This is a genomic window from Streptococcus constellatus, assembly GCF_902167705.1.
In the GTDB taxonomy this organism is placed as follows: Bacteria; Bacillota; Bacilli; order Lactobacillales; family Streptococcaceae; genus Streptococcus; species Streptococcus constellatus_A.
On record NZ_CABHMZ010000026.1, the window covers coordinates 98,060 to 123,622 of the forward strand.

Annotated in this window: 23 protein-coding genes and 3 pseudogenes; 14 read left to right on the forward strand and 12 right to left on the reverse strand. The window is 45.6% G+C overall.

Translation table 11 applies throughout. From position 1 onward, the window contains the following. Positions 1–67: 67 nt before the first annotated feature. From FQ204_RS07750 to FQ204_RS07805, 12 genes and pseudogenes are all read right to left on the reverse strand, one after another. A pseudogene (locus FQ204_RS07750) lies at positions 68–2,538 on the reverse strand (VirB4-like conjugal transfer ATPase, CD1110 family). A 328-nt stretch (positions 2,539–2,866) separates the two neighbouring features. After that, positions 2,867–3,241 carry a PrgI family protein gene (locus tag FQ204_RS07755; protein ID WP_055052947.1) on the reverse strand — a complete coding sequence of 125 codons (375 nt, stop codon included), beginning with the start codon at positions 3,239–3,241 and terminating at the stop codon, positions 2,867–2,869. Positions 3,242–3,258: 17 nt separating this feature from the next. Further along, the gene (locus FQ204_RS07760; protein WP_144210415.1) at positions 3,259–4,128 is read right to left on the reverse strand and encodes a VirB6/TrbL-like conjugal transfer protein, CD1112 family; all 870 of its coding nucleotides are present in this window, start codon (positions 4,126–4,128) and stop codon (positions 3,259–3,261) included. A 23-nt stretch (positions 4,129–4,151) separates the two neighbouring features. Further along, positions 4,152–4,367, reverse strand: a complete 216-nt coding sequence (locus FQ204_RS07765) for a Maff2 family mobile element protein (protein WP_005338487.1) — start codon at positions 4,365–4,367, stop codon at positions 4,152–4,154. Between the two features lie 141 nt (positions 4,368–4,508). Then, positions 4,509–5,819: pseudogene (locus FQ204_RS07770) on the reverse strand (VirD4-like conjugal transfer protein, CD1115 family); the annotation flags it as partial. Between the two features lie 41 nt (positions 5,820–5,860). Next, a complete protein-coding gene (locus FQ204_RS07775; protein ID WP_144210417.1) occupies positions 5,861–6,025 on the reverse strand; it encodes a transposon-encoded TnpW family protein in 165 nt (54 codons plus the stop codon). Positions 6,026–6,147: 122 nt separating this feature from the next. Then, positions 6,148–6,681: a DUF7010 family protein gene (locus FQ204_RS07780; protein ID WP_144210419.1), complete on the reverse strand. Its 534-nt coding sequence runs from the start codon at positions 6,679–6,681 to the stop codon at positions 6,148–6,150. A 69-nt stretch (positions 6,682–6,750) separates the two neighbouring features. Continuing rightward, positions 6,751–8,235, reverse strand: a complete 1,485-nt coding sequence (mobQ, locus tag FQ204_RS07785) for a MobQ family relaxase (RefSeq protein WP_144210421.1) — start codon at positions 8,233–8,235, stop codon at positions 6,751–6,753. A 239-nt stretch (positions 8,236–8,474) separates the two neighbouring features. Beyond that, positions 8,475–8,795 carry a DUF3847 domain-containing protein gene (locus FQ204_RS07790; RefSeq protein WP_144210423.1) on the reverse strand — a complete coding sequence of 107 codons (321 nt, stop codon included), beginning with the start codon at positions 8,793–8,795 and terminating at the stop codon, positions 8,475–8,477. Positions 8,796–8,914: 119 nt separating this feature from the next. After that, positions 8,915–9,085 (reverse strand): hypothetical protein, encoded by a 171-nt coding sequence (locus tag FQ204_RS10525; RefSeq protein ID WP_004829918.1) that lies wholly within the window; start codon positions 9,083–9,085, stop codon positions 8,915–8,917. Positions 9,086–9,134: 49 nt separating this feature from the next. Further along, positions 9,135–9,596, reverse strand: coding sequence for a flavodoxin domain-containing protein (locus tag FQ204_RS07800; protein ID WP_144210425.1), 462 nt, complete (start codon positions 9,594–9,596; stop codon positions 9,135–9,137). A gap of 83 nt (positions 9,597–9,679) precedes the next feature. Beyond that, positions 9,680–11,149 (reverse strand): annotated as a pseudogene (locus tag FQ204_RS07805) (DUF4368 domain-containing protein); the annotation flags it as partial. Positions 11,150–11,445: 296 nt separating this feature from the next. On the opposite strand from FQ204_RS07805, the gene FQ204_RS07810 reads away from it, so the two are divergent. The 14 genes from FQ204_RS07810 (at position 11,446) to FQ204_RS07875 (ending at position 25,400) form a co-directional block, all read left to right on the forward strand. Continuing rightward, positions 11,446–12,429, forward strand: coding sequence for a DUF6017 domain-containing protein (locus FQ204_RS07810; RefSeq protein ID WP_144210427.1), 984 nt, complete (start codon positions 11,446–11,448; stop codon positions 12,427–12,429). 24 nt (positions 12,430–12,453) lie between these two features. After that, positions 12,454–12,672 carry a DUF5348 domain-containing protein gene (locus tag FQ204_RS07815; RefSeq protein WP_005422968.1) on the forward strand — a complete coding sequence of 73 codons (219 nt, stop codon included), beginning with the start codon at positions 12,454–12,456 and terminating at the stop codon, positions 12,670–12,672. Between the two features lie 94 nt (positions 12,673–12,766). Next, a complete protein-coding gene (locus tag FQ204_RS07820) occupies positions 12,767–13,243 on the forward strand; it encodes a PcfB family protein (RefSeq protein WP_118592084.1) in 477 nt (158 codons plus the stop codon). Continuing rightward, complete coding sequence (locus FQ204_RS07825) at positions 13,240–15,021, forward strand: VirD4-like conjugal transfer protein, CD1115 family (RefSeq protein ID WP_118592085.1); 1,782 nt, start codon at positions 13,240–13,242, stop codon at positions 15,019–15,021. The genes FQ204_RS07820 and FQ204_RS07825 overlap by 4 nt, the downstream gene beginning before the upstream one ends. Beyond that, entirely contained in the window at positions 15,018–15,230 is a 213-nt protein-coding gene (locus FQ204_RS07830; RefSeq protein WP_005928546.1) for a hypothetical protein, read from the forward strand. Before FQ204_RS07825 ends, FQ204_RS07830 begins: the two co-directional genes overlap by 4 nt. Positions 15,231–15,440: 210 nt before the next feature. Beyond that, entirely contained in the window at positions 15,441–15,656 is a 216-nt protein-coding gene (locus tag FQ204_RS07835; RefSeq protein WP_035290046.1) for a Maff2 family mobile element protein, read from the forward strand. Positions 15,657–15,672: 16 nt separating this feature from the next. After that, positions 15,673–16,542 carry a VirB6/TrbL-like conjugal transfer protein, CD1112 family gene (locus tag FQ204_RS07840; RefSeq protein ID WP_144210429.1) on the forward strand — a complete coding sequence of 290 codons (870 nt, stop codon included), beginning with the start codon at positions 15,673–15,675 and terminating at the stop codon, positions 16,540–16,542. Positions 16,543–16,563: 21 nt separating this feature from the next. Continuing rightward, positions 16,564–16,974, forward strand: coding sequence for a PrgI family protein (locus tag FQ204_RS07845; RefSeq protein ID WP_035290041.1), 411 nt, complete (start codon positions 16,564–16,566; stop codon positions 16,972–16,974). Then, on the forward strand, positions 16,922–19,351 hold the full coding sequence (locus FQ204_RS07850) for a VirB4-like conjugal transfer ATPase, CD1110 family (protein ID WP_144210516.1): 2,430 nt from the start codon (positions 16,922–16,924) through the stop codon (positions 19,349–19,351). Before FQ204_RS07845 ends, FQ204_RS07850 begins: the two co-directional genes overlap by 53 nt. Beyond that, positions 19,348–20,229: a DNA-methyltransferase gene (locus tag FQ204_RS07855; RefSeq protein ID WP_144210431.1), complete on the forward strand. Its 882-nt coding sequence runs from the start codon at positions 19,348–19,350 to the stop codon at positions 20,227–20,229. Before FQ204_RS07850 ends, FQ204_RS07855 begins: the two co-directional genes overlap by 4 nt. 38 nt (positions 20,230–20,267) lie before the next feature. Then, positions 20,268–22,322, forward strand: a complete 2,055-nt coding sequence (locus FQ204_RS07860) for a CHAP domain-containing protein (RefSeq protein WP_144210518.1) — start codon at positions 20,268–20,270, stop codon at positions 22,320–22,322. 33 nt (positions 22,323–22,355) lie between these two features. Continuing rightward, positions 22,356–22,613 (forward strand): DUF4315 family protein, encoded by a 258-nt coding sequence (locus tag FQ204_RS07865; RefSeq protein WP_118592089.1) that lies wholly within the window; start codon positions 22,356–22,358, stop codon positions 22,611–22,613. Then, a complete protein-coding gene (locus FQ204_RS07870; protein ID WP_186286705.1) occupies positions 22,603–23,304 on the forward strand; it encodes a DUF4366 domain-containing protein in 702 nt (233 codons plus the stop codon). The genes FQ204_RS07865 and FQ204_RS07870 overlap by 11 nt, the downstream gene beginning before the upstream one ends. Continuing rightward, positions 23,301–25,400, forward strand: coding sequence for a DNA topoisomerase 3 (locus FQ204_RS07875; protein WP_144210435.1), 2,100 nt, complete (start codon positions 23,301–23,303; stop codon positions 25,398–25,400). Before FQ204_RS07870 ends, FQ204_RS07875 begins: the two co-directional genes overlap by 4 nt. Positions 25,401–25,563 lie beyond the last annotated feature (163 nt).

Here is a 25,563-nt window from a genome sequence, read left to right on the forward strand (position 1 = left end):
GAAAAAAGGCCGGAAATCCTTTCCCGGCTCATCCCCTGTTTTTGTTCTATTTTGTTTTTTATATTTTTTAATCGTCTCTTTCTCCGATACCAAGTTTTTTACGCTTCTCTACCTCATCTGGCTTAGAAGTCATCAACGCATACAGCATCAGAGAATTATCAAATTTATCCTTAAACGGGATAATGGTACTGCCATAAAAGACCAGTCCCTCACCTTCTCCACTGTTGGTAACATAAGAAAGCTGATGTGGTGAAATGTTCAGCTGCTTTGCAAGAATCTGCCTGTCACCGGATGCCTGGTTTAACATCAGGATAAAGTCAGAGTTTTCAAAGATATTTTCTATCTCACGGCTGGCAAGCAGGTCTTTTACGTTCTGTGTGATACCCGTCGGAATACCGCCCCATTTACGGAATCGCTTCCAGATCTCCACACTGTACGCAGCTGTCTGCTCTTCTTTTAAAAGCAGATGAAACTCATCAATATAGTATCTGGTACTCTTATTCGCTGAACGGTTAATCGTTACCCTGTTCCATACCTGATCCTGTACGATCAGCATCCCAAGCTTTTTCAGCTGTTTGCCCAAGTCTTTGATGTCGAAACATACCATGCGGTTATTCAGTTCCACGTTGGTTCTGTGGTTGAATACTCTCAAAGAACCATTAACGTAGATTTCCAATGCAGTCGCAAGACGCTGTGCTTCCTGTTCCTTCTGCTCACGGAGAAGATTATATAAATCTTCTAAGATCGGCATCTTTTCCGGTACCGGGTCAGAAAGGAAGTCCTGATACACCAGACGCACACAACGGTCAATAACTGTTTTTTCTACCGGCTCCAGTCCATTTTTTCCACCAACTACCAACTCACAAAGAGACAGGATAAAGTCGGACTTTAAGGAAAATGGGTCATCATCGTCTGCATAATCCAGATTGATGTCCATCGGATTGATATAATCATGGCTGGTTGGTGAAATGCGGATAACCTGTCCATGAAATGCCCGGAACAACGGATAATACTCTCCTTCCGGATCACACACGATAATGTCATCTTTTGTCACGATAAATGCGTTGGTAATCTCACGCTTTGCCGCAAATGACTTACCGGCACCCGGTGTACCCAAAATCAAACCATTCGGGTTTTTCAGTTTCTTTCTGTCTGCCATGATCAGATTATTGGAAAGGGCATTTAAACCATAGTAAATGGATTCCCCACCCATAAACAATTCCTGTGTGGTAAACGGAACAAAGATTGCCGTAGATGTTGTGGTAAGTGCCCTTTTGATTGGCACAAGATTCATGGCAAGCGGCAGGCAGCTCATAAGCCCCGGCTCCTGCTGATAATCCAGACGTTTCAATGCACAGTTATATTTCTGTGCAATACCGGCAGTCTGGAATACGACATTTTCAAGCTCCTGCTTTGTCTCTGCCGTATTTAAAAACAGTGCCGTTACAAGGAACATCCTCTCATTCCTGGACTGTAAATCTTCCAGAAGTCTCTTGGCTTCCCCGCCATATGTATTTAAGTCTGATGGGATAATGTCCATGTCATATCCGGCACGAACTGCCTTTTTCTGCTCCTCAATCTTCATCCGGTTAATATCGGTCACCTTGCTCTTTACCAGCTTGATCGCTTTCATCTGGTCAATGGACTGGATATGGAAATTCACCATAAGGTTACTGTCCATCTCCAAAAACTCTGCCAGCATCTTGTCCGTAAGCTCTGGGGCAAGAATCTGAAGATAAGAAACGGCTCCTATTGTCCACCCATCTGAAAGTCTTTTCCATTCTTAAATACGAAGCTGGTCGGTGCGATATAATCCTTTGTGCCAAGACCTGTCCGAATTACCTCATCATAAGAAAAATGGAAAGGGACTTTACTATCCTGATTGAATGTCTCGTACATGATCTGCAGCCTTTCCGTTCCATTCAGCGGATAAGCTGTCACTCCAAGAATCTTGAAGTTATTCATAATATCCGACTCGATACGTTCCAGCTTCGGTCGTGCTTCCCGGATATTCTCTGCTTCAATACCAAACGTAATATACTTGGTACGCATCAGACCATTATTTCCTTTCGCCAGTTGATTATTAAGCATCTGTGCAAATTCCATACGCAGATCATCAAACTCATCCTCCTGCGGATTGATATGGATAACCTTTTCATACTCCGCCATGTTGCTGTGCTGATTGATAAAGGAAAGCTGAAAATGAATCGTGCTGTCAAAATAATTTAAGAAGTCGCACCAGTTTTCAAAGATTGCATTTTTATCCTCATTCTGAGCTAACTGGTAGTTGATGTCATAAAAACGGATGGTCTTGGAATAAAATTTATCCTGCACCCTGCAGATACCATCTCTCCCCATCTCATGATAAGGAATGGACTGCTGTGCTGTAATCCGTTTATCTTTGGCAGTATTTGCCACTTTCTTTTCAGTGGTTCCACCTTTTCCTCCTGAAACCTTCTTCCCTTCCAGCTGCTGTCTTGGCGGTGCTGTAGCTGAACTGCTCTTTTTCTTCTTTGCACTTTTCTTTGCTTCACGCATTGCCTGTTTCTCTGCTTTTGCCGCAAGCTTCGCTTCTTTCTTCGCATTTTTCTTATCCGCTTTTTCATGCTCTTTATGAAGTTTCGCTTCATATTTCTGTGCCCTTTTCAAAGCCTTCTTTTCCCGGCGGGTCAGCTTCCTGTTTGGTCGGCGTACCCCTCTCTGTCTTTCCAATGCTTCATAACCCGTTACCATTGGCTCACTGTGCAGTCTGCCGCTTACCGGCTTACTGCTGACCGCCGGATCTGGAATATCATCTCCACCATCCTCTTCATCCAGCCAGTAATCATTTGGATAACGTTCTTCTTCCAATCTCTGCGGTGGCTGTCTATCGTTTTTTCTTTTTAACACTCTTTTGTCCTCCCTTCTTTTTTCTGACCATGATAAATTTCTTCTCATACAGATTTTCCATCTGATACTTTCGTACCGGAGGACGGATAAATTTCACGGTGATCATATTTTTCAAAACCTTTTCTAACGGAAGTCCATCCTTTTCATACATGGCAAATAAAAATGCCGGAAGCATCAAAAGGCACATCCCGGTGGCTGCGTTACTGGAACCGATGATTCCTCTGGTAAGGAAATAAAATGGTACTCCCACTGCCGCCGCAATCCCAAAACAGATCAGCTGCCGTTTGGTCAGGTTGAAGATGATCTTATTTTTGACCTTGGTTAAGTCCTTAGGCACTGATACAAATGCCATCGCCAGTTCCCCCTTTCTTAGTGAGCGTTAAAGATACTACGGGCAAAATTTCCTGTTTTCATCAAACTGAAACAAAGGATTACCGTGTATGCCATCACGCCGAACAATGCAGAATGTATGTTATCTGACATCTGGATATTCGCTACTAAGACTGCGTAAATTCCCACGCAGACCATCATAAAGAATCCCTGAAATGCCAGTGCAAACAATCCACGAAGATAGTTGTTTCCAATCTGCCCCCATTCCCGGTTAGACATGGTTGCAAATGGAATAACTCCAACGGACGAATAGAGATAGATTTCAATCATACGCCCATACAAAATCACTGTAATAAAGACTGAGATAACCTTCATACACAGGCTCACAAGCATCGTTTCCAGTGCCAGTATGACAAGTTCACCGATTTCCATAGATTCCATTGCCGTTTCCATCGTGGTAATCATCGTATCTATATTGATCGCTGTATCGGAACTGATGACACCAGCGGCCCGGCTCACTACTGACTGCCCGACATCAAATACCGCCATGGTAATCGTGAAAGTATGGCTGACGATCCAGACTGCTACCCACATCTTGAAAAAATATTTAAAGAACATCCATGTATCAATGTCATGCATATTGTTCTTTTCTGTTAACATGGAAATCAGCTCATAACAAAGCACAAAGGTAATAATCATACCGGCAATCGGTACAATGACCGAATCGGAAAGATTTTGTATCATGCTGAAAATGTTCCCATTCCAGCCCTGCGGTGTCTGCCCAACCTGAGCAGCAATCTGACCGGTCTTTTCATTGACATCGGTATACATTGTTGTCAGGTTGGAACTTACCATGCCTGTCAGAAGATTCCTCATCCATTCTTCAATCGCTTCAAATATCCGATCCATGAGTCATCTCCCTCCTAAGTTTCTCAGCTAAACAAACCGGAAAGTAACGGCACAAGCTGGGTGCCGATCAAAACAACACCACCTCCCGCCATCAGCTGCTTAATCCCCTGGGATTTCGCACCTGGGTTGTCATTGCCATATCCTTCCAGCAGGTTGATAACACCCCATACTGCAAGACCAGCTCCGATTGCTACTACAAGAGTCTGTAAAATATTAATTGCCTGATTAAAAAACGCCATAGTCGTTGTCTCCTTTCAAATCATTGCTTTTCATCAGTTTCTATCTGTGTTTTAAGAAGTTCCTTCCGGCTCTGCCCTTACGGGCGGTCTTTCATGTACTCTCAAATCCATCACCTCCCAGTAAAAGGCAAAGAAAAAGAGCTATGTGTCCAAATCTTTCACATGCTCTGCTTCCTTGTTCTCTGTATTTAATTCTTCTGCCAGACTTTCCTCTGAAAAGGCATACAGATCAAATTCCTGTGTCCTTGTCAGCTTCACTTCCATCCGATGCCGCATATATGCTTCCACATCAAATTCATTTTTCTTATCATAGTCCGACAATTCCTTGTATCGTTTATGCTTGGTAATATCGAACTTGTCACTGAAAAATGGTCTGACACCTCTCAGCTGAAGGATACATTTACTGCCATCCATGACCGCAAGCTCGTCCCGGCTCATCAATTCCTTTCCTGTTTTCTGATAATTCATCCCATAAGAACGGCTCTGCCCACGGGTATCAGAAGTGTTGTATAAATCAATCGTTTCCTTTCCCAGTGTCTCGGAAATCTCCTTTAAGGTCGAATTTTCCTTTCCTCCAAGGAACAACATTGTATCGCAGTTACCTAAAATGGTTTCAGCAGCATCTTTATAAATGGTCTTGAGCTGTGACTGCGACTGGAGGATAATGGATGCTGAAATCTCACGGCTACGAATAGTTGCAATCAGTTTGTCAAATTTCGGAATTTGTCCGATATTTGCAAATTCATCAGCTAATATTCTGACATGATATGGTAATCGTCCATGGTGTACATCGTCTGCCCTGTCACATAACAGGTTAAATAACTGGCTGTACATCATTGCCACAACAAAGTTAAACGTATCATCGGTATCTGAAATAATGATAAACAATGCTGTTCTCTGATCTCCTACCATATCCAGTTCCATTTCATCATAGCTCATGATCTCACGAAGCTCCGCAATATCAAATGGTGCCAGCCTTGCTCCACAGCTAATAAGAATCGACTTCGCCGTTTTGCCGGCGGCTAATTCATATTTCTTATACTGACGTACTGCAAAGTGTTCCGGTTCTTCTTTCTCCAGTTCCTCAAACAGCATATCTACTGCATTTTTAAATGTCTCATCATCTTCCCTTGTTTCCGATGCGTTGATAAATTCAAGCAGCGTCGCAAAGTTCTGTTCCTCCTCCGGTGCTTCATACCAGATATAGCCAATCAATGCACAGTACAGAAGCCTTTCTGCCTTCGTCCAGAAATCCTCACTGGACTTCTCCCCTTCCCCTTTGGTGTTTACCATGATAGTATTCACCAGTTTCAGAATATCTTTTTCTGAATGGATATAGTGGAACGGGTTATAATGCATACTCTTGGAAAAATTGATCGTATTCAATACTTTCACTTTATATCCATGCCGTACCAGCATCTTTCCGCACTCAATGATGATCGTTCCCTTTGGGAAGATTTGTCAAGGACATAAACAAAATTTCTTTGATAAATTTATATCTTCTCCGTTTCTCTCTTGATTAACTTTAGTATTTTATCCTTGTATTTTTCGCCTGTACCTTGCTTGAAATGTAGGTTTACAGTATATTTTGTCTTCCCAATATCCATTATTAACTGTTTATGTGGTGGTTCTTTTATTTCTCTTTTTTCTTCTTCCATAAGTCCTCCTTTCTGCTTTTAGACAAAGAAAAAACAGTAAATCTTTTTTGACTTACTGTTCTGTGAACTGCTATGTTATAGCCTATGTTTAGTTGTTTAGGTTAGACAAACTGGGATTTGTTTTAGTTATCTCCCATTTTCTTTAATTCCATATGTAATACACAAGCAAATACTATCTCAATAATACATGCCGCAACAGCTACCGTTGTGCCGTTTAATGCACATCCTAAAATCAAAGAAATCATCGGAATGGAAATTGCAGCAACTGTATATCCCTTTGATTGATACAACCATGAATAGGGAAATAAATGCGCTCCAAACACCATAGCATATACCATAATCATCTTTTCCGGAACCGCACTAAACACCCACATAACGATTAATAAATAAACCATTTGATTTAAGGTGAAAATGAAGCCTAATTGTCCAAGTGGATTTTGTTTTGAAAAGATATCCACCTTTATAAGTTTACCAATTAGCCAAGACAGCGGTAATAATGGGCATGAACAGCAAAACACCAATAAATTTTTTATATTCATATTGATATCTAAAATTGACACAAGTACTATCAGAAGCCATATAATCACCGATGCCATGATAAATGGTAATCCTTTTTTCTGCTGAATTGCAATTTCTTTTCTTAATTTATCCATCATTTTCTCCTCCACAAATTCAAATTTGTTTTGCTCAATATTTATATCATTATACCATTTTTTCACTTAGTTTTATAGGTCTAACCCGTTCCTCTTTACCCGTGTTAGTTGCTTTTCTTGTTCCTGTAACTGCTCTATACAAATCTTAACTTTTTCAGTTTGTTCAACTTCTTTTCGTAGGTCTATGATTTGATAATACAGACTATCTTTTTCTTTCTTCATAGTGGCAAGTTCCGATTTCCATTGAGATATATTTAAGGTCTTACTTTCTCCTAAATGCTCTTTTAGATATTTTCTTGAACTCTCAAATAAAATAATCTCTGCGGTATGCTCGCTATAAAAATCTTCCCGTTTGCTTTTCTTTAATTTGATATAGGCTTTATAGATGTCTTTATACTTCAAATATTTTTCTGACTGGTCGATGAGTTGTGTTTTTTCATCAATCTCATTCTCAGTATTTTTTAAGGCTCTTGTGGTCTTATAATTCTTATCTCTTAGGGTAACTATATTTTCTTTAAGTTCAGATAATGAAGTGATATTTTTTTCTTTGAGTAATTGATAACTCTCAATATATTTCTCTAAATCTGCATTATTGTTATCTGAGTTTTCTTTTATGAAATGAGAGAGCATATCTGTTAAATCATTTTGTTTTGGTAGGGTAGTGGATTGTATAGCCATATCGTCCTGTTTATCTTTTGAAATATCATTATTTTTATCTTTCGTTAAACTCCTTATCCATCTCATTAAGGCTTTTATTCGTCTTGCAATTTCTCTTAATATCTTGTTTTGATGTTTGATTTCTCGGTTGATATTTCCTCTGTTGGTAACAATACCTTTTTTCTCCATTTGGGTTACTGATACTCCTAAATGAATGGTCGGTATTTGTTCTATGCCTTGTCTTTCATAGGAGCGGTGATCAACTTTTTCCTGTATACTGTTTTCTTCAAGATATTTGTTTGTAATGTCTGTCCATGCTTTTCGCCACTCTTCCGCTTTTTCTTGCTCATTCCAATCGGTTGTATTGATTTTTCTTGTTTTGTAATTGCCGTTTTTGAGTTTTATCTTTTCTCCGTTTTTATCAAGGATATATTCTTTTTTTGATTTTGCTCCCCATGTTTTATCTTCGTTTAACGGTCGCATGGTAAGTAAGATATGTGCGTGTGGGTTTCCGTCATTTTTATCGTGCAAAGCAACATCGGCACACATACCGACTTTCACAAAATTTTCTTTTACATATTTCCTTACAAGCTCTATCTGTTTTTCTCTACTCAGTTCTTTGGGTAAGGCAATTTCGATTTCTCTTGCAAGCTGTGAGTTTTTACTTTTTTCTATTTTCTCAACACTGTTCCATAATACAGAACGGTTTGAAAATTCTTCAGGTGCATTTTGCGGTAATAGAATTTCGGTATAGGCTATTCCGCCTTTTCTTGTAAAGTCATGGACTATTCCGTCATATTCGTTTTTTATCTTTTCGCCACTACGATAGGCGGAAGCTGCTACTGCACTTTTGCCTTTTCCTCTTGAAATAATCTTTATACTAAGATGATATATCGTCATAAGAAAAAACCTCCTCTCTTTTTTAATGTTGGGACGATGGCGATGATAAAGACTTACTAAAAAAATCGGATTGCTTTTTATCCGATTTCTTTTGGGAAGTACACAAGGGGTAGGAAATTTATTTCCGTAGGGGAGTGTAACTCCCCTGTATCAGCGTTAGCTGATATGCTCTCTGCAAGAGCCTTCGGAGAACGCACACACCCTTTAGGGTGTATAAGTGCGCCCTTGTAAACAAGGGACTATTCCTCTGTTTCCGTTATTTCTTCTTGTGTTTCTATATTTTGATTTTCGCTTTGTCCTCGCTTATCTATGATTTTTTGTATTTTTTGATTTACTGCTTCTTTGACATTTGGGAATGTGACTAGCTGATAAAATTCATCTTTGGTGAAATCCTTGCTTTCGGTAAAGATACTTTCAAATATTCCCCCTTTTTCATAAAGCCGTCTATCTCTCTTTTTTCGTTCTTCCTGTTTCTGCTGACTGATGAGCTTTTTTCTTTTGTTTTGTAACTGCTTGATTTCTTCTTCTGCCATTAAGATTTTTTCTTCTATGTTTTTCATTTTCTGTGTTCCTCTCTTTCTATTTTTGAGCAAAGAAAAAACAGTAAACCATTTTTGATTTACTGTTACTCTGTTAATTTTTATTTAGTTGTTAATCTGGCAAACTGGGATTTATAATTCTACATAAATTCCAAAACACCTAAAAGAATGCTTGAAGCTGCTAATAATAAAACTCCAATAACTTCAAGTGTATTTTCAATGTTTTTGTCTTTTTTATATTGCTTGATAAATTTAGGAGACATAAAACCTAAACCTATACCAAATAATAGATAACCAATTCCTTTTAACATTTCGTTCCTCCAAATTGTCAAATTCTGATTTTATAAAAACATCTAATCTCTATTTCTTCTTTTCTATTAGTTTTCTGATTTCATTTAATACTCTATAACAATCTTCTTCATTTGGATGTCCTTTTGCAATTCCACCAATCTTTTTTAGGAAACCATATGTATCATATCCTCTACAATAACAGCTTCCCATATATTTAGCATCTTTATTATTCAACTTGATACCAAGTGAATTAACATAATCTTTATACCTAATTCCACAAGTATAACAAAGAATTATTTTTTTGCCTGATAAATCGGTATCGTTGATGTATTCAATAATTGATTTGTGCATAGTTCCAAAATAAATTCCAGAAGCAAAAATGATATATTCGCTTTTTGATAAGTCATAATATTTATTTTGGGTAATATCTATTACGTCCATTTCATATCCAAAATTTCTTTCAATATAATCAACAACTTTTTTGGTATTCTTATGATGAACAGACGCATATAGCAATGTTACTTTACTCATTCTCAGCCTCCTATTGAATAGGAATTTTATAATAATTATTTACTATTATACCATTTTTAAGCCATTTTTTCTATATCGTCTTTCTACGGCACTTGACAGTTACCTATAAAGTTAAAATACACATCGACTTGTTGTTTTCTGTCTTTGCCTTTTCTTCCTCCTGTTGCTTCATGGACTACTACTTTTTCTATATATTCATTTATCATTGGTACTGTCAGTTCCTCAATATCGGTATATTTTTCTATCATTTTTAGGAATTTGTCGGTATCAACTTTTCTCTGATGATAGCTTTCAATTTCCTGTTCAAAATACTGTATTTGTTTTTCTAAATCTTGTTGCTCCGTATCATAGATATTAAATAATCTATCAAAGTGTTTTACAGGAATTTTCCCAAGTGCATGGTCTTCATATAGTTTTGTAATAAGGGTTGTCAGTTCTTCATTTCTTGATGACAGTTTTTCTAACTTTTCTTTATCTCCTTGATACTTTTCTTCTCTTTTTTCATCAGATAACTTGTTCATCACTTTTAGAAATTCTTGCTTCTCCTCTTTTGCAAAATCTGTGATTTCTTTGATTGATTTTAAGAGAATTTCATTCACTGTTTTTACTTTGATGTAGTGCATACTGCAAGAGCCTTTTCTATGTCTGTAATGTTGGCATACAAAGCAATAATCACAATCATATTTCTTTTCTTTATGTTCTGCCGGCTCTCTGTAACTTAACTTTCCTCCACAATCTGAACAGATTAAAAGTCCTGTAAATGGGTGGGATGTTGTCCCGTACTTCGGACTTCTTCTTACTGTCTTTCTTAACCTTTGGGCGTTATTCCATGTTTCTTCATCTATGATAGCTTCATGGGTATTTTTGAATATAATGAGTTCATCTTCTTCCGCCTTTCTTCGTTTCTTGGTCTTATAATCAAGGCATATTGTTTTACCAAGTACAGTATGTCCCATATATTCTTGCTTTTCTAAGATATAGCTTACTGTGGTTGGTGTCCAAAAATACGGGTCTTCTATTCCTCTTTTCTTGGAACTGTGGTTATTTTCAGGATAGTGTATTTCTGCATAGGCTGATGGGATAAGGACTTTATCTTTGGTTAGTATATCTGCTATCTGTGTTACGCCATATCCCTCTATTACAAGCCTATAAATGCGTTTTACAACCTTTGCACTCTCTTTATCGACAAGTAGCTCCTGTTTGTTCTTAGGGTTTCTATAATAGCCGTATGGAACGCTTGGCGATACTCTTTTACCCTCTTCCATTCTTGCTCTGAAGATAGATTGTATTTTTCTTGATGTATCTCTTGCATACCATTCGTTCATAATGTTTAGAAATGGGGTAAAGTCGCTTTCTGCTTGTTTCTCACTATCTATTCCGTTATTGATGGCGATAAACCTTACTCCCTTTTCTTTGAAAAGTATTTCGGTGTAAAAGCCTACTTTGAGATAATCTCTGCCAAACCTACTCATATCTTTTACTATCACAGTAGATACTTTGTTTTCTTCTACTGCTTTTATCATCTTTTGAAATCCCTGTCTATCAAAAGATGAGGTTAGATAACGATACTTTTTGAAACACAGTAAAATCAAGGTTTTTCGGACAACGGACAAGCATGGTTTGTACTACAACTAAATATTGCACCGCACAAGCGGCGTTTCCCACTTCCACACGGAAGAACAGGAACGCCGCTTTTTTCATGCCCTTTGTTACGCAGTAGGGGCTGAAAAAGCCTTGATATAAGCGGCTTTGCGGACACGTTTTTTATACAGCAAGGGATTTATACCTTTTCCCTCAAAATCGCCGTTCTACTGCGTAACAAATCCACAGCAAAAGGAGTGATGAAGCTATGGCAGTTTTCCGTGTGGAACGCAACACAGGCTACACCGTAATGAGCAACCACCACTTACGCAATAAGGAGCTTTCCTTAAAGGCAAAGGGGCTGTTATCTCAAATGCTGTCCTTGCCGGAGGATTGGGACTATACCCTTGCGGGGCTGTCCTACATCAACCGGGAAAGTATCGACGCTATCCGTACCGCCGTTTGGGAGCTTGAAAAAGCCGGATATATCACAAGACGGCAGGGACGCGACGAGAAAGGCAAAATGACCGCTATCGAGTACACCATTTACGAACAGCCGCAGCCGCCGGAATTGGATTGCCCGGTATTGGAAAATCCAACAGCGGATAACCCGATATTGAAAAATCCGACAACGGATAATCCGACGTCGGAAAATCCAACGCAATTAAATAAAGATATATCAAGAACTAACTTACCAAAAAAAGAAAAATCAAATACGGATTTATCAATTACCCATTCCATTCCTATCCATTCCCTAAATCCCTTGCCTTATGGCGAGGACGAAGCGGCACAGCCGCCGGAACGGAAAAGAACGGAAAGGAACAACGCTTACCGAGTGTATGAGGAAATTATCAAAGACAATATCGCCTATGACATTCTCTTGCAGGACAGAAGCCTTGACCGCGACCGTCTGAATGAGATTGTTGACCTTATGCTTGAAACCGTCTGCACAGCACGAAAGACAATCCGTATCGCCGGGGACGACTACCCCGCAGAGCTTGTGAAGTCAAAGTTTATGAAGCTCAACAGCGAACATATCCGCTTTGTGCTTGACTGTATGCAGGAGAACACCACGAAAATCCGCAACATCAAGCAGTACCTAAAGGCGGTGCTTTTCAATGCCCCGTCTACCATTGACAGCTACTATACTTCCCTTGTGGCTCACGATATGGCAAGCGGCGCACTTGCACCGAGGAAGCCGAAGTACGGCGACCCGGACTATTACACCTACAAAGAGGGCGAAAGCCTGTAAACGAAAAAAAGGAGGATTTACCACATGGCACAGAAAACAGGAGCTTTGATTTTTGACGAAACCGCTGACCGCTACGACATTCGCTTTGACATTGCCGATTATTACGGCGGTCTGCATTGCGGCGAGTGCATGGACGTATTCACAGGCGGCAAATGGAAGCCTACCCGCATTGAATACGGGGACAACTGGTATCTTGTGGGTATCCGCGCCGAGGATTTGAACGGGCTGCGGGTACGGATTTAACGGGGCGACGTGAAGAACGGACGCCCTTTTTTCGCACTCAAAAGCGGCGTACCACCTTAACACTATCACTACCGGGAAAGGAGGACGGTAAACATTGCAAGACGAAATCAACGAAAAAGTGGTTGCGCTCTCTGTCAAGGGAGCAAAGCTGACTGCTGAAATGCTGCAAAAGGCAATCAAAGCCATGCTTGCACAGGCAAAAAAGCAGCAGGAAAAACAGCTCCACGGGAAGCAGACCCTAAAGCAGCTTGCGAAGCAGAACGCGGGGCTATCCAACATTGAGATAACCGAGGGCAATATCAAAGCCTTTGAGCAGACGGCGAAAAAATACGGTATCGACTTTGCCTTAAAGAAAGACAGCACCGAAACGCCGCCCCGTTATCTCGTCTTTTTCAAGGGGCGGGACGCGGACGCTCTGACCGCAGCCTTTAAGGAGTTTTCCGCAAAGAAGCTGACACAGGAGCAAAAGCCCTCTATCCGAAAGGCACTTGCCACATTCCGGGAAGCAGCAAAGCAGCTTAACGCGAACCGTCAAAAGACAAAACACAAGGACAGGGAGGTGTCGCTATGAAGCCGAATATCAAGAAGCTGCTTATCCTAAACGCCCCCTATCTGCTCTTTGTGTATCTCTTTGATAAAGTCGGACAGGCGGTGCGGCTCTCTCCGGGGGCTGACCTCTCCGGCAAGCTGCTTTCCATTGGCAGCGGCTTTTCTGCCGCCTTTTCAAATGCCCTGCCGAGTTTTGCCCCTATGGATTTGCTTATCGGCATTGTCGGGGCTGTCGTTATCCGGCTTGCGGTCTATGTGAAAGGCAAGAACGCAAAGAAATACCGTAAGGGCATGGAGTACGGCTCTGCACGTTGGGGCAACGCCGAGGATATAAAGCCGTATATCGACCCCATTTTTGAAAATAACGTGCTGCTGACGCAGACCGAACGGCTGATGATGTCAAGCCGCCCGAAGCACCCGAAATATGCACGAAACAAAAATGTACTTGTAATCGGCGGCTCCGGCAGCGGCAAAACGAGGTTTTTTGTAAAGCCAAACTTAATGCAAATGCACAGCAGCTATGTAGTCACTGACCCGAAAGGAACGGTTTTAATCGAGTGCGGGAAGCTCTTGCAGCGGGGCGGGTACAAAATCAAAGTGCTAAACACCATCAATTTCAAGAAATCCATGCGGTACAATCCCTTTGCCTATCTGCGCAGCGAAAAGGATATTTTGAAACTGGTAAATACCATTATCGCCAACACCAAAGGCGACGGGGAAAAATCCGGCGAGGATTTTTGGGTGAAATCGGAACGGCTTTTTTACTGCGCCCTTATCGGCTACATCTGGTACGAAGCCCCGGAGAATGAGAAAAACTTTACGACGCTACTTGAAATGATAAATGCGTCGGAAGCCCGCGAGGACGACCCGGAATTTCAATCCCCCGTTGACCTCATGTTTGAACGCTTGGAGGAAAAAGACCCGGAACATTTTGCGGTGCGCCAGTACAAGAAGTTTTTGCTGTCTGCCGGAAAAACAAGAAGCTCTATCCTCATTTCCTGCGGTGCGCGTCTTGCCCCCTTTGACATTCGGGAGCTGCGCGAGCTGATGGAAACCGACGAAATGGAGCTTGACACCTTAGGCGACCGAAAGACCGCGCTTTTTGTTATTATCTCCGACACCGACGACACCTTTAACTTTGTTGTATCAATCCTTTACACACAGCTTTTCAATCTGCTTTGTGACAAGGCAGATGATGTGTACGGCGGGCGGCTGCCTGTTCATGTGCGCTGTCTGCTTGACGAGTTTGCAAATATCGGGCAGATACCGAAGTTTGAAAAACTCATTGCCACGATAAGGAGCCGCGAAATCTCCGCGTCCATCATCTTGCAGAGCCAGTCGCAGCTAAAGGCTATCTACAAGGACAACGCCGATACCATTGTCGGCAACTGCGATACGACCCTGTTCTTAGGCGGCAAGGAGAAAACGACCCTTAAAGAAATGTCGGAAATCTTGGGGAAAGAAACCATTGACAGCTTCAACACTTCCGAAACAAGAGGACGGGAGCTTTCCCACGGGCTGAACTATCAGAAATTAGGCAAGCAGCTTATGAGCGAAGATGAAATTGCGGTCATGGACGGCGGGAAATGTATCTTGCAGCTACGCGGGGTGCGCCCGTTCTTCTCCGAAAAATATGATATTACCAAACACCCGAAGTACAAGTACCTTTCCGACTTTGACAAGGAAAATGCCTTTGACATGGAAAAGCACTTGCGCCGCCGTCCTGCAATCGTGAAGCCGGACGAGGTATTTGACTACTACGAAGTTGACGAAGCAGATTTGCAGGAGGATACAGAATGAATAAGCGTATCAGAAAGAAAAAGGCAAAACAGCAGCTAATCCGAGCTATCAGCGGGCTTGTGGAAGCAGCCGAGGAAATGCAGCGGGAACAGGAACGCAGGACAAGACAGGCGGGTATTTCCTATATCAAGTATATCGAAGCTGTCCGGGAACGGCAGTACGGCATTATGCCTGTCTACACACCACTTTTTGAAAAGGAGGGAGCTTAAAGTAAAAATAATAAACACGGGCTACATGGTACGCGCCCCTACTCCTTGCGCGTATCGCGGCAGGAAGCCGCACCCTTACAACTGAATACCGCCGCGCCGCAGCAACAAACGCAGCGCGGGGACTTATGACCGCGGCAGTTATCGAAAACTGACCGCCGTTTTTTATGCCCTTTTTCGGGCAGCCGCAAAGCGGCAGAAAGGAGTTTTATTATGGCATTTTTCAACAGCGCAGTAGGAGTTTTGCAGACACTCGTTATCGCTCTCGGAGCAGGTCTTGGCATTTGGGGCGTTATCAACCTCTTGGAGGGCTACGGAAACGACAATCCGGGCGCGAAAAGCCAGGGCATGAAGCAGCTCATGGCGGGCGGCGGCGTTGCCCTTATCGGCGGCACCCTCGTACCTCTGCTTGCCGGACTGTTCGGTTAAGCGGCGGGGTTAGCCTATGCAGAGCATACTTGACGCGATTAACGAATGGATAAAGGAAATCCTCATTGGAGCCATTAACGGTAATCTGTCAACTATGTTCGGGGACGTAAACGAAAAAGTCGGAACTATCGCCGCAGAGGTAGGACAAACCCCGCAGGGGTGGAACGCAGGCATATTTTCCATGATACAGAGCTTGTCGGAAAATGTGATTGTACCCATTGCGGGGCTTGTTATTACCTACGTTCTATGCGTGGAGCTTATCAGCATGGTAACGGAAAAGAACAATATGCACGATATTGACACGTTCATGTTCTTTAAGTGGTTTTTCAAGGCGTGGGTAGCGGTGTATCTCGTTACCCACACCTTTACTATCACTATGGCGGTGTTCGATATGGCGCAGCACGTTGTTTCCGGCGCGGCGGGCGTGATCGGCGGCGATACGAATATCGACGTTGACGCCGCCCTCTCGTCCATGCAAGCCGGACTTGACGCTATGGAAATCCCCGAACTGTTACTGCTCGTTATGGAAACAAGCCTTGTGAGCCTTTGCATGAAAATCATGTCGGTGCTTATCACGGTTATCCTGTACGGCAGAATGATAGAAATTTACCTTTACTGTTCGGTATCGCCTATCCCGTTTGCAACTATGACCAACAGAGAGTGGGGGCAGATAGGCAACAACTACTTAAAAGCCCTGTTCGCCCTCGGTTTTCAAGGCTTCCTCATAATGATATGCGTCGGCATTTATGCGGTTTTGGTTGGCAGCATGATTGTAGCGGACAACCTGCACAGCGCGATTTTCTCCCTTGCAGCCTACACCGTGATTTTGTGCTTCTCCCTATTCAAAACAGGCACACTTGCGAAGTCAATCTTTAACGCCCATTAAAGACCGAAAGGAGGTTTTCACTTGGCGTATGTACCCGTACCCAAAGACTTATCAAAAATCAAAACAAAAGTCGCTTTTAATCTGACAAAGCGGCAGATTATATGTTTTGCGGCAGCCCTCGCTATGGGACTACCGCTTTTCTTTTTGCTCAAAGACAGCGCGGGAACAAGCATGGCGGCATTTGCAATGATTGTCGTTATGCTTCCCTGCTTCCTCTTGGCAATGTATGAAAAACACGGGCAGCCCCTTGAAGTCGTGATAAAGAACGTCATTCAGACAAAGTTTATCCGACCAAAGGAACGCCCCTATCAGACGGAAAATTTTTATGCCGTCATAGAAAAACAACGAAAACTGGAAAAGGAGGTATCGGCTATTGTCAATGGCAGAACGAAAAACCATGACCCGCGCGGTAAAAAATCCCGTGAAGCGTAAGCTGACCCGCGCAGAAAAGAAAGAAATCGCCGCCGTGATACAGGCGGCAAAGGGCGACGGGAAGCCCCACACCGCGCAGCAGACCATTCCCTACTTGCAGATGTACCCGGACGGGATTTGCAGGGTAACGGAAAAGAAATACAGTAAAAGCCTTGTCTTTGAAGATATTAACTATCAGCTTGCACAGGCAGATGATAAGACCGCCATTTTTGAAAACTGGTGCGATTTTCTCAACTACTTTGACGCTTCCGTTTCGGTGCAGCTCTCTTTCATCAATCAGGGCGCAAGAAAGGAAAAGGCACAGGCGGCTATCGAAATTCCGGCACAGGACGACGCTTTTAACTCTATCCGCAGGGAGTACGCGGATATGCTGAAAAATCAGCTTGAAAAAGGCAACAACGGACTGGAAAAGTGCAAGTACATTACCTTTTCCATTGAAGCGGACAATCTTGCGGCGGCAAAAGCCCGCCTTTCCCGTATCGAAACCGATGTACTGAATAATTTTAAGGTGCTTGGTGTAACCGCCCGCCCCATGAACGGACAGGAACGCTTGAACGTCCTGCATGGGATTTTCCACCCGGAGGGCGAGCCGTTCCGCTTCTCTTGGGACTGGCTTGTGCCGTCGGGGCTTTCTACAAAGGACTTTATCGCCCCGTCCTCGTTCCGTTTTGGCGACGGGCGCACGTTCCGCATGGGGCGAAAACTTGGTGCGGTATCGTTCCTTGAAATCCTTGCGCCGGAGCTGAATGACCGTATGCTTTCGGACATTCTCGACCTTGAAAACGGGATAATCGTCAATCTGCATATCCGCAGTATCGACCAGAGCGAAGCAATCAAGACTATCAAGCGCAAGATAACCGACCTCGACAAGATGAAGATTGAGGAACAGAAAAAAGCGGTACGCAGCGGGTATGACATGGATATAATTCCGTCCGACCTTGCTACTTTCGGCAGCGAAGCAAAAAATCTGTTGCAGGATTTACAGAGCCGCAACGAGCGAATGTTTCTGCTGACGTTCCTTGTGGTAAACATGGCAGACACAAAACGGAAACTAGATAATGACGTATTTGCTACGGCGGGCTTTGCACAGAAAAACAACTGCGCTCTGACCCGCCTTGACTATTTGCAGGAAGCGGGCTTTATGTCCTCTATCCCGCTTGGGGAGAACCTTATCCCCATTCAAAGAGGACTTACCACATCAAGCACCGCTATTTTTATCCCGTTCATCACGCAGGAGCTTTTTCAGCGGGGCGCAGCCCTTTACTACGGCTTAAATGCGCTGTCAAATAACATGATACTCTGCGACCGCAAGCAACTGAAAAACCCAAACGGGCTTATTCTTGGAACACCGGGAAGCGGTAAATCCTTTGCGGCAAAGCGGGAAATGACAAACGCTTTTCTCATTACTGACGACGATATTATCATCTGCGACCCCGAAGCCGAGTATTTCTCCCTTGTGCAGCGTTTGGGCGGGCAAGTGATACGCCTGTCGCCAACAGGAAAAGGTATGGACGGCAAGCCCCAGTATGTGAACCCCATGGATATTAACCTCAACTACTCCGAGGACGACAACCCGCTTGCCTTGAAATCCGACTTTATCCTTTCCCTCTGCGAGCTTGTTATCGGCGGCAAAGAGGGCTTGCAGCCCGTGGAAAAGACCGTCATTGACCGCGCCGTTAGGAATGTGTACCGACCTTTCCTTGCAGACCCCGACCCGGCAAAAATGCCGATTTTGGGCGACCTTTACAACGAGCTTTTGAAGCAGCCGGAGCCGGAAGCTGCCCGCATTGCGGCGGCATTGGAGCTTTATGTTTCCGGCTCTCTGAACGTCTTTAACCACCGTACCAATGTAGAACTGAATAACCGTCTTGTCTGCTTTGATATTAAGCAGCTTGGAAAGCAGCTCAAAAAGTTAGGTATGCTCATTGTGCAAGACCAGGTGTGGAACCGCGTGACCGTCAACCGCGCCGAAAAAAAGGCAACCCGTTACTACATGGACGAGTTTCATTTGCTGCTCAAAGAGGAACAGACCGCAGCTTACAGCGTGGAGATTTGGAAGCGTTTTCGGAAATGGGGCGGCATACCGACCGCTATCACGCAGAACGTCAAAGACCTTTTGAGCAGCCGCGAAGTCGAGAATATTTTTGAAAACTCTGATTTTGTCCTCATGCTCAATCAGGCACAGGGCGACCGGGCTATCCTTGCAAAGCAGCTTAACATCTCCCCGCAGCAGATGAAGTATGTAACCCACACCGAAGCGGGCGAGGGGCTTATCTTTTACGGAAACGTGGTGCTGCCGTTCATTGACCGTTTCCCGACGGACACCGAGCTTTACCGTCTGCTTACGACAAAGCCGGAGGAAATGAGCAAAGCATGAAAATGGACGTAATCATCAACCGTGACGCCCTCTATGCCCTGCGGGAGCTTCCGAGTGAAAGCGTGAATTGCTGCGTCACAAGCCCGCCTTACTATGGACTAAGGGACTACGGGCTTGACGCGCAGATTGGACGGGAGGACACGCCGGAGCAGTATATCGGGCGGCTTGTAGAAGTATTCCGGGAGCTGCGCCGGGTACTCAAAGACGACGGGACATTTTGGCTGAATATCGCGGACACATACTGCGGCAGCGGCATGAAAGCGGGCTGCAAGCAAAAGGATTTAATCGGTATTCCGTGGCTTTTAGCCTTTGCCCTGCGCTCTGACGGGTGGTATTTACGCAGCGATATTATCTGGCTGAAAGAAAACCCCATGCCGGAGAGCTGCCGCGACCGACCGAGCCGCTGCTATGAGCATATCTTTTTACTGACGAAATCAAAGAAATACTACTATGACGCTGCCGCCATTGCGGAGCCGATCGCGCCGGGAACGGCTGCGCGGTACCGACAGGGACGCGGCGCAGGACACAAATACGCCGAGGAAGTACCGGGACAGGGCAAGGTGCAGGGTATCAATCAGCCCCGCAGCGGCGGCTATTATGACGACGCTCTTATACCGACCACAAGGAACAAGCGGGACGTTTGGCTTATCAATACCGTACCGTATAAGGGCGGGCATTTTGCCGCCTATCCCCCGAAGCTCGCGGAAACGTGCATACTGGCGGGCTGTCCGGCAGGCGGCGTTGTCCTTGACCCGTTTTTTGGAAGCGGCACCACCGGGCTTGCAGCGAAAAGCCTTGACCGCCGCTATATCGGCATTGAACTGAACGCCGAGTATTGCGCCCTTGCAGGGGCGCGGATTGGAGGTGGTAACACTTGAAAGACCCATTAAAGCCCCGTGATAAAATCACGCAGAAAATGACCCGCGACGGGGCTATCGCAGAAAATCAGACCACGGGAGACACGGAACGTATCAGCAAGCGGACGCAGGACGCGGATTTTCAGAAATCCCCGGAGCAACAGGCAGCACAGCTACAAGGTGCAGCTTCCCCGACTTCTCCCTTGCCCCATGTGCCGGGAGCTGCCCCCAAAGCGGACACAGGCAAAACGGAGCGCGTCATGGAGCATATCGAAGCCGCCCATACCCGCAAAGCGTCTAAAAAAGCGGTACGAAAGGCACAGGCGGAAGCTACCGCCGGGACGAAATCTTCCCGGCTGCAATTTACCGACGAGGAACGCGCTGCCCCGGAGCTTGAAAAGTATATCAAGAAATCCGACAAAGCCGCCGACCGCTTGGATAAGGCAAAGGCAGCTATCCCCAAAGAAAAGAAACTGGTAAAAGAGCGCACCTTTGACGAAACCACCGGGAAAGGCAAGACCCGCCTGCACTTTGAGGAAAAGGACAAGCCGCCCGGATTTAAGGAGAAGCACAACCCGCTATCCCGCCCCACACAGGAAGCCGGGATTTTGGTACATAACAAAATCCATTCTGTCGAAAAGGATAATTCCGGCGTGGAGGGCGCACACAAGAGCGAGGAAGCCGCAGAACGGGGATTGAAGTACGGGGCGCGGAAAATCAAGCAGGGCTACCGCAACCATAAGCTGAAACCCTACCGGGAAGCGGCAAAGGCTGAAAAAGCTGCTTTCAAGGCAAACGTGGATTTTCAGTATCATAAGACCCTGCATGATAACCCACAGCTTACCTCTAACCCTATTTCCCGTTTTTGGCAGAAACAGCAGATTAAAAAGCAGTATGCAAAGGAAGCCCGCAATACTGCAAAGGGTATCAAGGGCGCAGCGGAACGCACCCTCAAAGCGGCAGCCAAAGCCGCCGAGAAAACGAAGCAGACAGCGGCGTTTGTGGCAAGACACCCGGCGGGCGTGGCAATCGCTGTCGGGGCGCTGCTACTTTTCATTATGCTTCTGTCCGGGCTGTCCTCTTGTGGTGCAATGTTTTCCGGCACGTTAAACGGCGTGCTTGGAACGTCTTATACCTCCGAGGACAGCGACCTTGTGGAAGTGGAAAATGCCTATGCCGGACTGGAAAGCGGGCTGCAAAACGAGATTGACGCTATCGAAAGCACCCACCCCGGCTATGACGAGTACCGCTATGACCTTGCAAATATCGGGCATAACCCCCACGAATTAGCGTCCTATCTGACCGCAAAATACCAAAGCTACACCCGCGCCGAGGTACAGAGCGAATTACAACGGATTTTCAATCAGCAATACAAGCTGACGCTGACCGAGGAAGTGGAAATACGCTACCGGGAGGAAGAACGCACCGACACATGGACAGACGAGGACGGCAACGAGCATACGGACACCTATACGGTACAAGTGCCTTATGAGTATTACATCTTAAACGTCAAGATGACGAACACCCCGCTATCCACCATTGCGGAAAATAATCTGCCCCCGGAACAACTGGAAATGTACCGGGTGTACTTGCAGACAAGCGGGAACAAGCCCCTTATCTTTGGCGGCGGCTCTCCCGACACTTCCGCGTCCGAGGATTTAAGCGGCGTGGACTTTGTAAACGGAACGCGCCCCGGTAATACCGCTATCGTTGACCTTGCAAAGCAGCAAGTCGGAAATGTGGGCGGCTATCCGTATTGGAGCTGGTACGGCTTCAACTCCCGCGTGGAATGGTGCGCCTGTTTCGTGTCCTGGTGCTACGGGCAAATGGGACTTTCCGAGCCGCGCTTTGCCGCCTGCCAGTCGCAGGGTATTCCGTGGTTTACCTCTCACGGGCAATGGGGCGCGCGGGGCTATGAGAACATTGCCCCCGGTGACGCTATCTTTTTTGACTGGGATTTAGACGGAAGCGCAGACCATGTAGGGCTTGTTATCGGCAGGGACGCAAACCGCGTTTATACCGTGGAGGGCAATTCCGGCGACGCCTGCAAGATTAAGAGCTATCCCCTTGACTATGCCTGTATCAAAGGGTACGGGCTGATGAACTGGAACTGACACATTTTTGAAAATCGAAAGGAGAAAAAATTTATGGCAATGAGTAAAATCGAAAGAATTGAAAAGGAAATCCAAAAGACCCGTGAGAAAATCACGGAGTATCAGAACAAGCTGCGCGGACTGGAAGCACAGAAAACCGAAGCGGAAAACCTTGAAATCGTGCAGCTTGTACGCGCTATGCGTCTGACCCCGCAGGAGCTTACCGCTATGCTCTCCGGCAACGGTATTCCGGGCATTGCCCCTATGCCCACAGACTATGACGAACAGGAGGACAATGCAGATGAAGAATAAAATCCTTGCAAGCATTACCGCACTTTGTGCCGCCCTTGTCCTTGTGGGCGGCTTTTCCGTTACTGCCTACGCGCAGACCCCGACAGAGGAAACCGATGACAGCGGCGTAATCGTGGAAACCGAACCGCAGCCCCTTACCCCGGAGGGCAACATGACCCTTGTGGACGACATCGACGGGGACGCTGCCGAGGATAAGCAGTTTATCGTCGTGAAAAGCAAAGGCGGCAACTATTTTTACATCATCGTTGACCGGGCAGCCGAGGGCGAAAATTCTGTCCACTTCCTAAATCAAGTAGACGAAAGCGACCTTATGGCGATTATCGGGGAGGAACAGACCGAGCAGTCCCCGGCTGTCTGCAACTGTACCGAGAAATGCAAGGCGGGCGAAGTAAACACCGCCTGCCCCGTCTGCTCTGTCAACATGGATAGCTGCACAGGCAAGGAAACCGCACCGGAAGAACCCGCCGAGCAGGAGCAGCCCCAAAACGGCATGGGCGGGCTTTTGATTTTCCTTGTCGTGGGCTTGCTTGGCGGCGGCGCAGCCCTCTACTACGTTAAGTTTGTGAAACCAAAACAGAGCGTGAAAGGCGGCACCGACCTTGACGAGTTTGATTTTGACGAATACGACGAGGACGAGCCGGAGGAAGAAACTGACAGCGCAGACACCGAACAGGAGGACGAGGAAGAATGAAACTTGTGATTTGTGAGAAACCCAGCGTCGGGGCGGCGGTTGCCGCCGCCCTTGGCGTTACGGGCAAGAAAGACGGATATATCGAGGGGAACGGTTATGTTATCTCTTGGTGTATCGGGCATTTGGTACAGCTTTCCGAAGCTGCCGCCTATGGAGAACAGTACAGGAAATGGAGCTATGACAGCTTACCTATTCTGCCGCAGGAATGGCAGTACACCGTAGCTGCCGACAAGGGAAAACAATTCAAAATCTTAAAAGACCTCATGCACCGCGCCGACGTTTCGGAAGTCGTGAACGCCTGCGACGCAGGACGCGAGGGCGAGTTGATTTTCCGCTTTGTCTATCATCAAGCGGGCTGCAAGAAGCCCTTTACCCGTCTTTGGATTTCCTCTATGGAAACGGACGCAATCAAAAGCGGCTTTGACAATCTGAAGGACGGGCGCAGGTATGACGCTCTCTATCATTCCGCACTATGCAGGGCAAAGGCTGACTGGCTTATCGGCATTAACGCGACCCGCCTTTTCTCCTGCCTGTATGGAAAAACCTTGAACGTGGGGCGCGTTCAGACCCCAACCCTAAAAATGCTTGTAGACCGGGACGCTGCCATTATGAACTTCAAGAAAGAAACCTACTACCATGTGCGCCTTATGCTCCCCGGCGCAGAAGCGGCAAGCGCGAAGATCTGCGCCGCTGATGAAGCGGGCAAACTGAAAGCGGCCTGCGAAGCGTCGGCGGCTGTCTGCACTTCCTTGACCCGTGAAAAGAAAACCATTGCCCCACCGAAGCTCTTTGACCTTACCAGTTTACAGCGGGAAGCAAACCGTATCTACGGGTACACAGCGAAGCAGACCCTTGACCTTGCACAGACCCTTTACGAAAAGAAGCTCTTGACCTATCCGAGAACGGACAGCAACTATCTGACCGACGACATGGGCGACACAGCGGCGGGTATCGTATCGCTGCTTTGCGGCAAGCTGCCTTTTATGGCGGGCGTCTCCTTTACGCCGGAAGTTTCCCGCGTTCTGAACAGCAAAAAAGTATCAGACCACCACGCCATTATCCCCACTATGGAAATTGCAAAAACTGACCTTACTACGCTGCCGGAAAGTGAAAGAAATATCCTTATCCTTACCGGGGCGCGTCTACTCATGGCGACCGCAGAGCCGCACGTTTACGAAGCGGTAACGGCGGTATTCTCCTGCGCCGACCATGAATTTACGGCAAGGGGCAAGACGGTAATCGCTGCCGGGTGGAAAAACATTGAACGGCTTTACCGGGCTACCCTCAAAAAGAAGCCCGACAGCGACGACGAGGAAAACGAACTTGCGTTAGATGTGCCGGATTATACCGAGGGGCAGACCTTTGAAAATCCTGCCGCAGCGGTTACGGAGCATGACACCACGCCACCGAAGCCCCACAACGAAGCAAGCCTGTTGTCTGCTATGGAACGCGCCGGAAATGAGGACACCGACCCGGATGCAGAACGTCGGGGACTTGGTACGCCCGCTACCCGCGCCGCCGTCATTGAAAAGTTAGTAAAAGGCGGCTTTATCGAGCGCAAGGGCAAGCAGCTACTTCCTACCAAAGACGGTACAAACCTTGTCTGCGTTCTGCCGGACAGCTTAACTTCTCCGCAGCTTACGGCTGCATGGGAAAACAATCTGACGCAGATTGCAAAGGGCAACGCCGACCCTGCCGCTTTCATGCAGGGAATTGAAGCAATGGCACAGGAGCTTGTGAAAACCTACGCTTCCGTGTTGGGCGAGAAACAGGAGCTTTTCAAGGCAGAGAAAACAGAGCTTGGGAAGTGTCCCCGCTGTAAATCCCCAGTCTATGAGGGGAAGAAAAACTACTACTGTTCCAACAAAGAGTGTAGCTTTACCATGTGGAAAAATGACCGTTTCTTTGAGGAACGGAAAACCGTCTTTACCCGGTCGATTGCCGCAGCACTTCTTAAATCCGGCAAGGCAACAGTTAAAAAACTGTACTCTCCGAAAACGGGCAAAACCTACGACGGAACGGTACTTTTAGCCGACACGGGCGGTAAATATGTGAATTACAAAGTAACCATTTCAAAGGACAAACAACTTGAATAGCAAGCATAGGAAGCGGGTACCCACTTCCGTAAAATCCCTGCCACTCTTACCGAGCTTGGCGGGGATTTTGCTTGTTGGGAAGTTTCCCAAACCCTCTAAAAATCCTCAAAAATCTTTGGCAGAAATGCGGGCGCACCGTAGTAGGACTATGTAACCACAAACG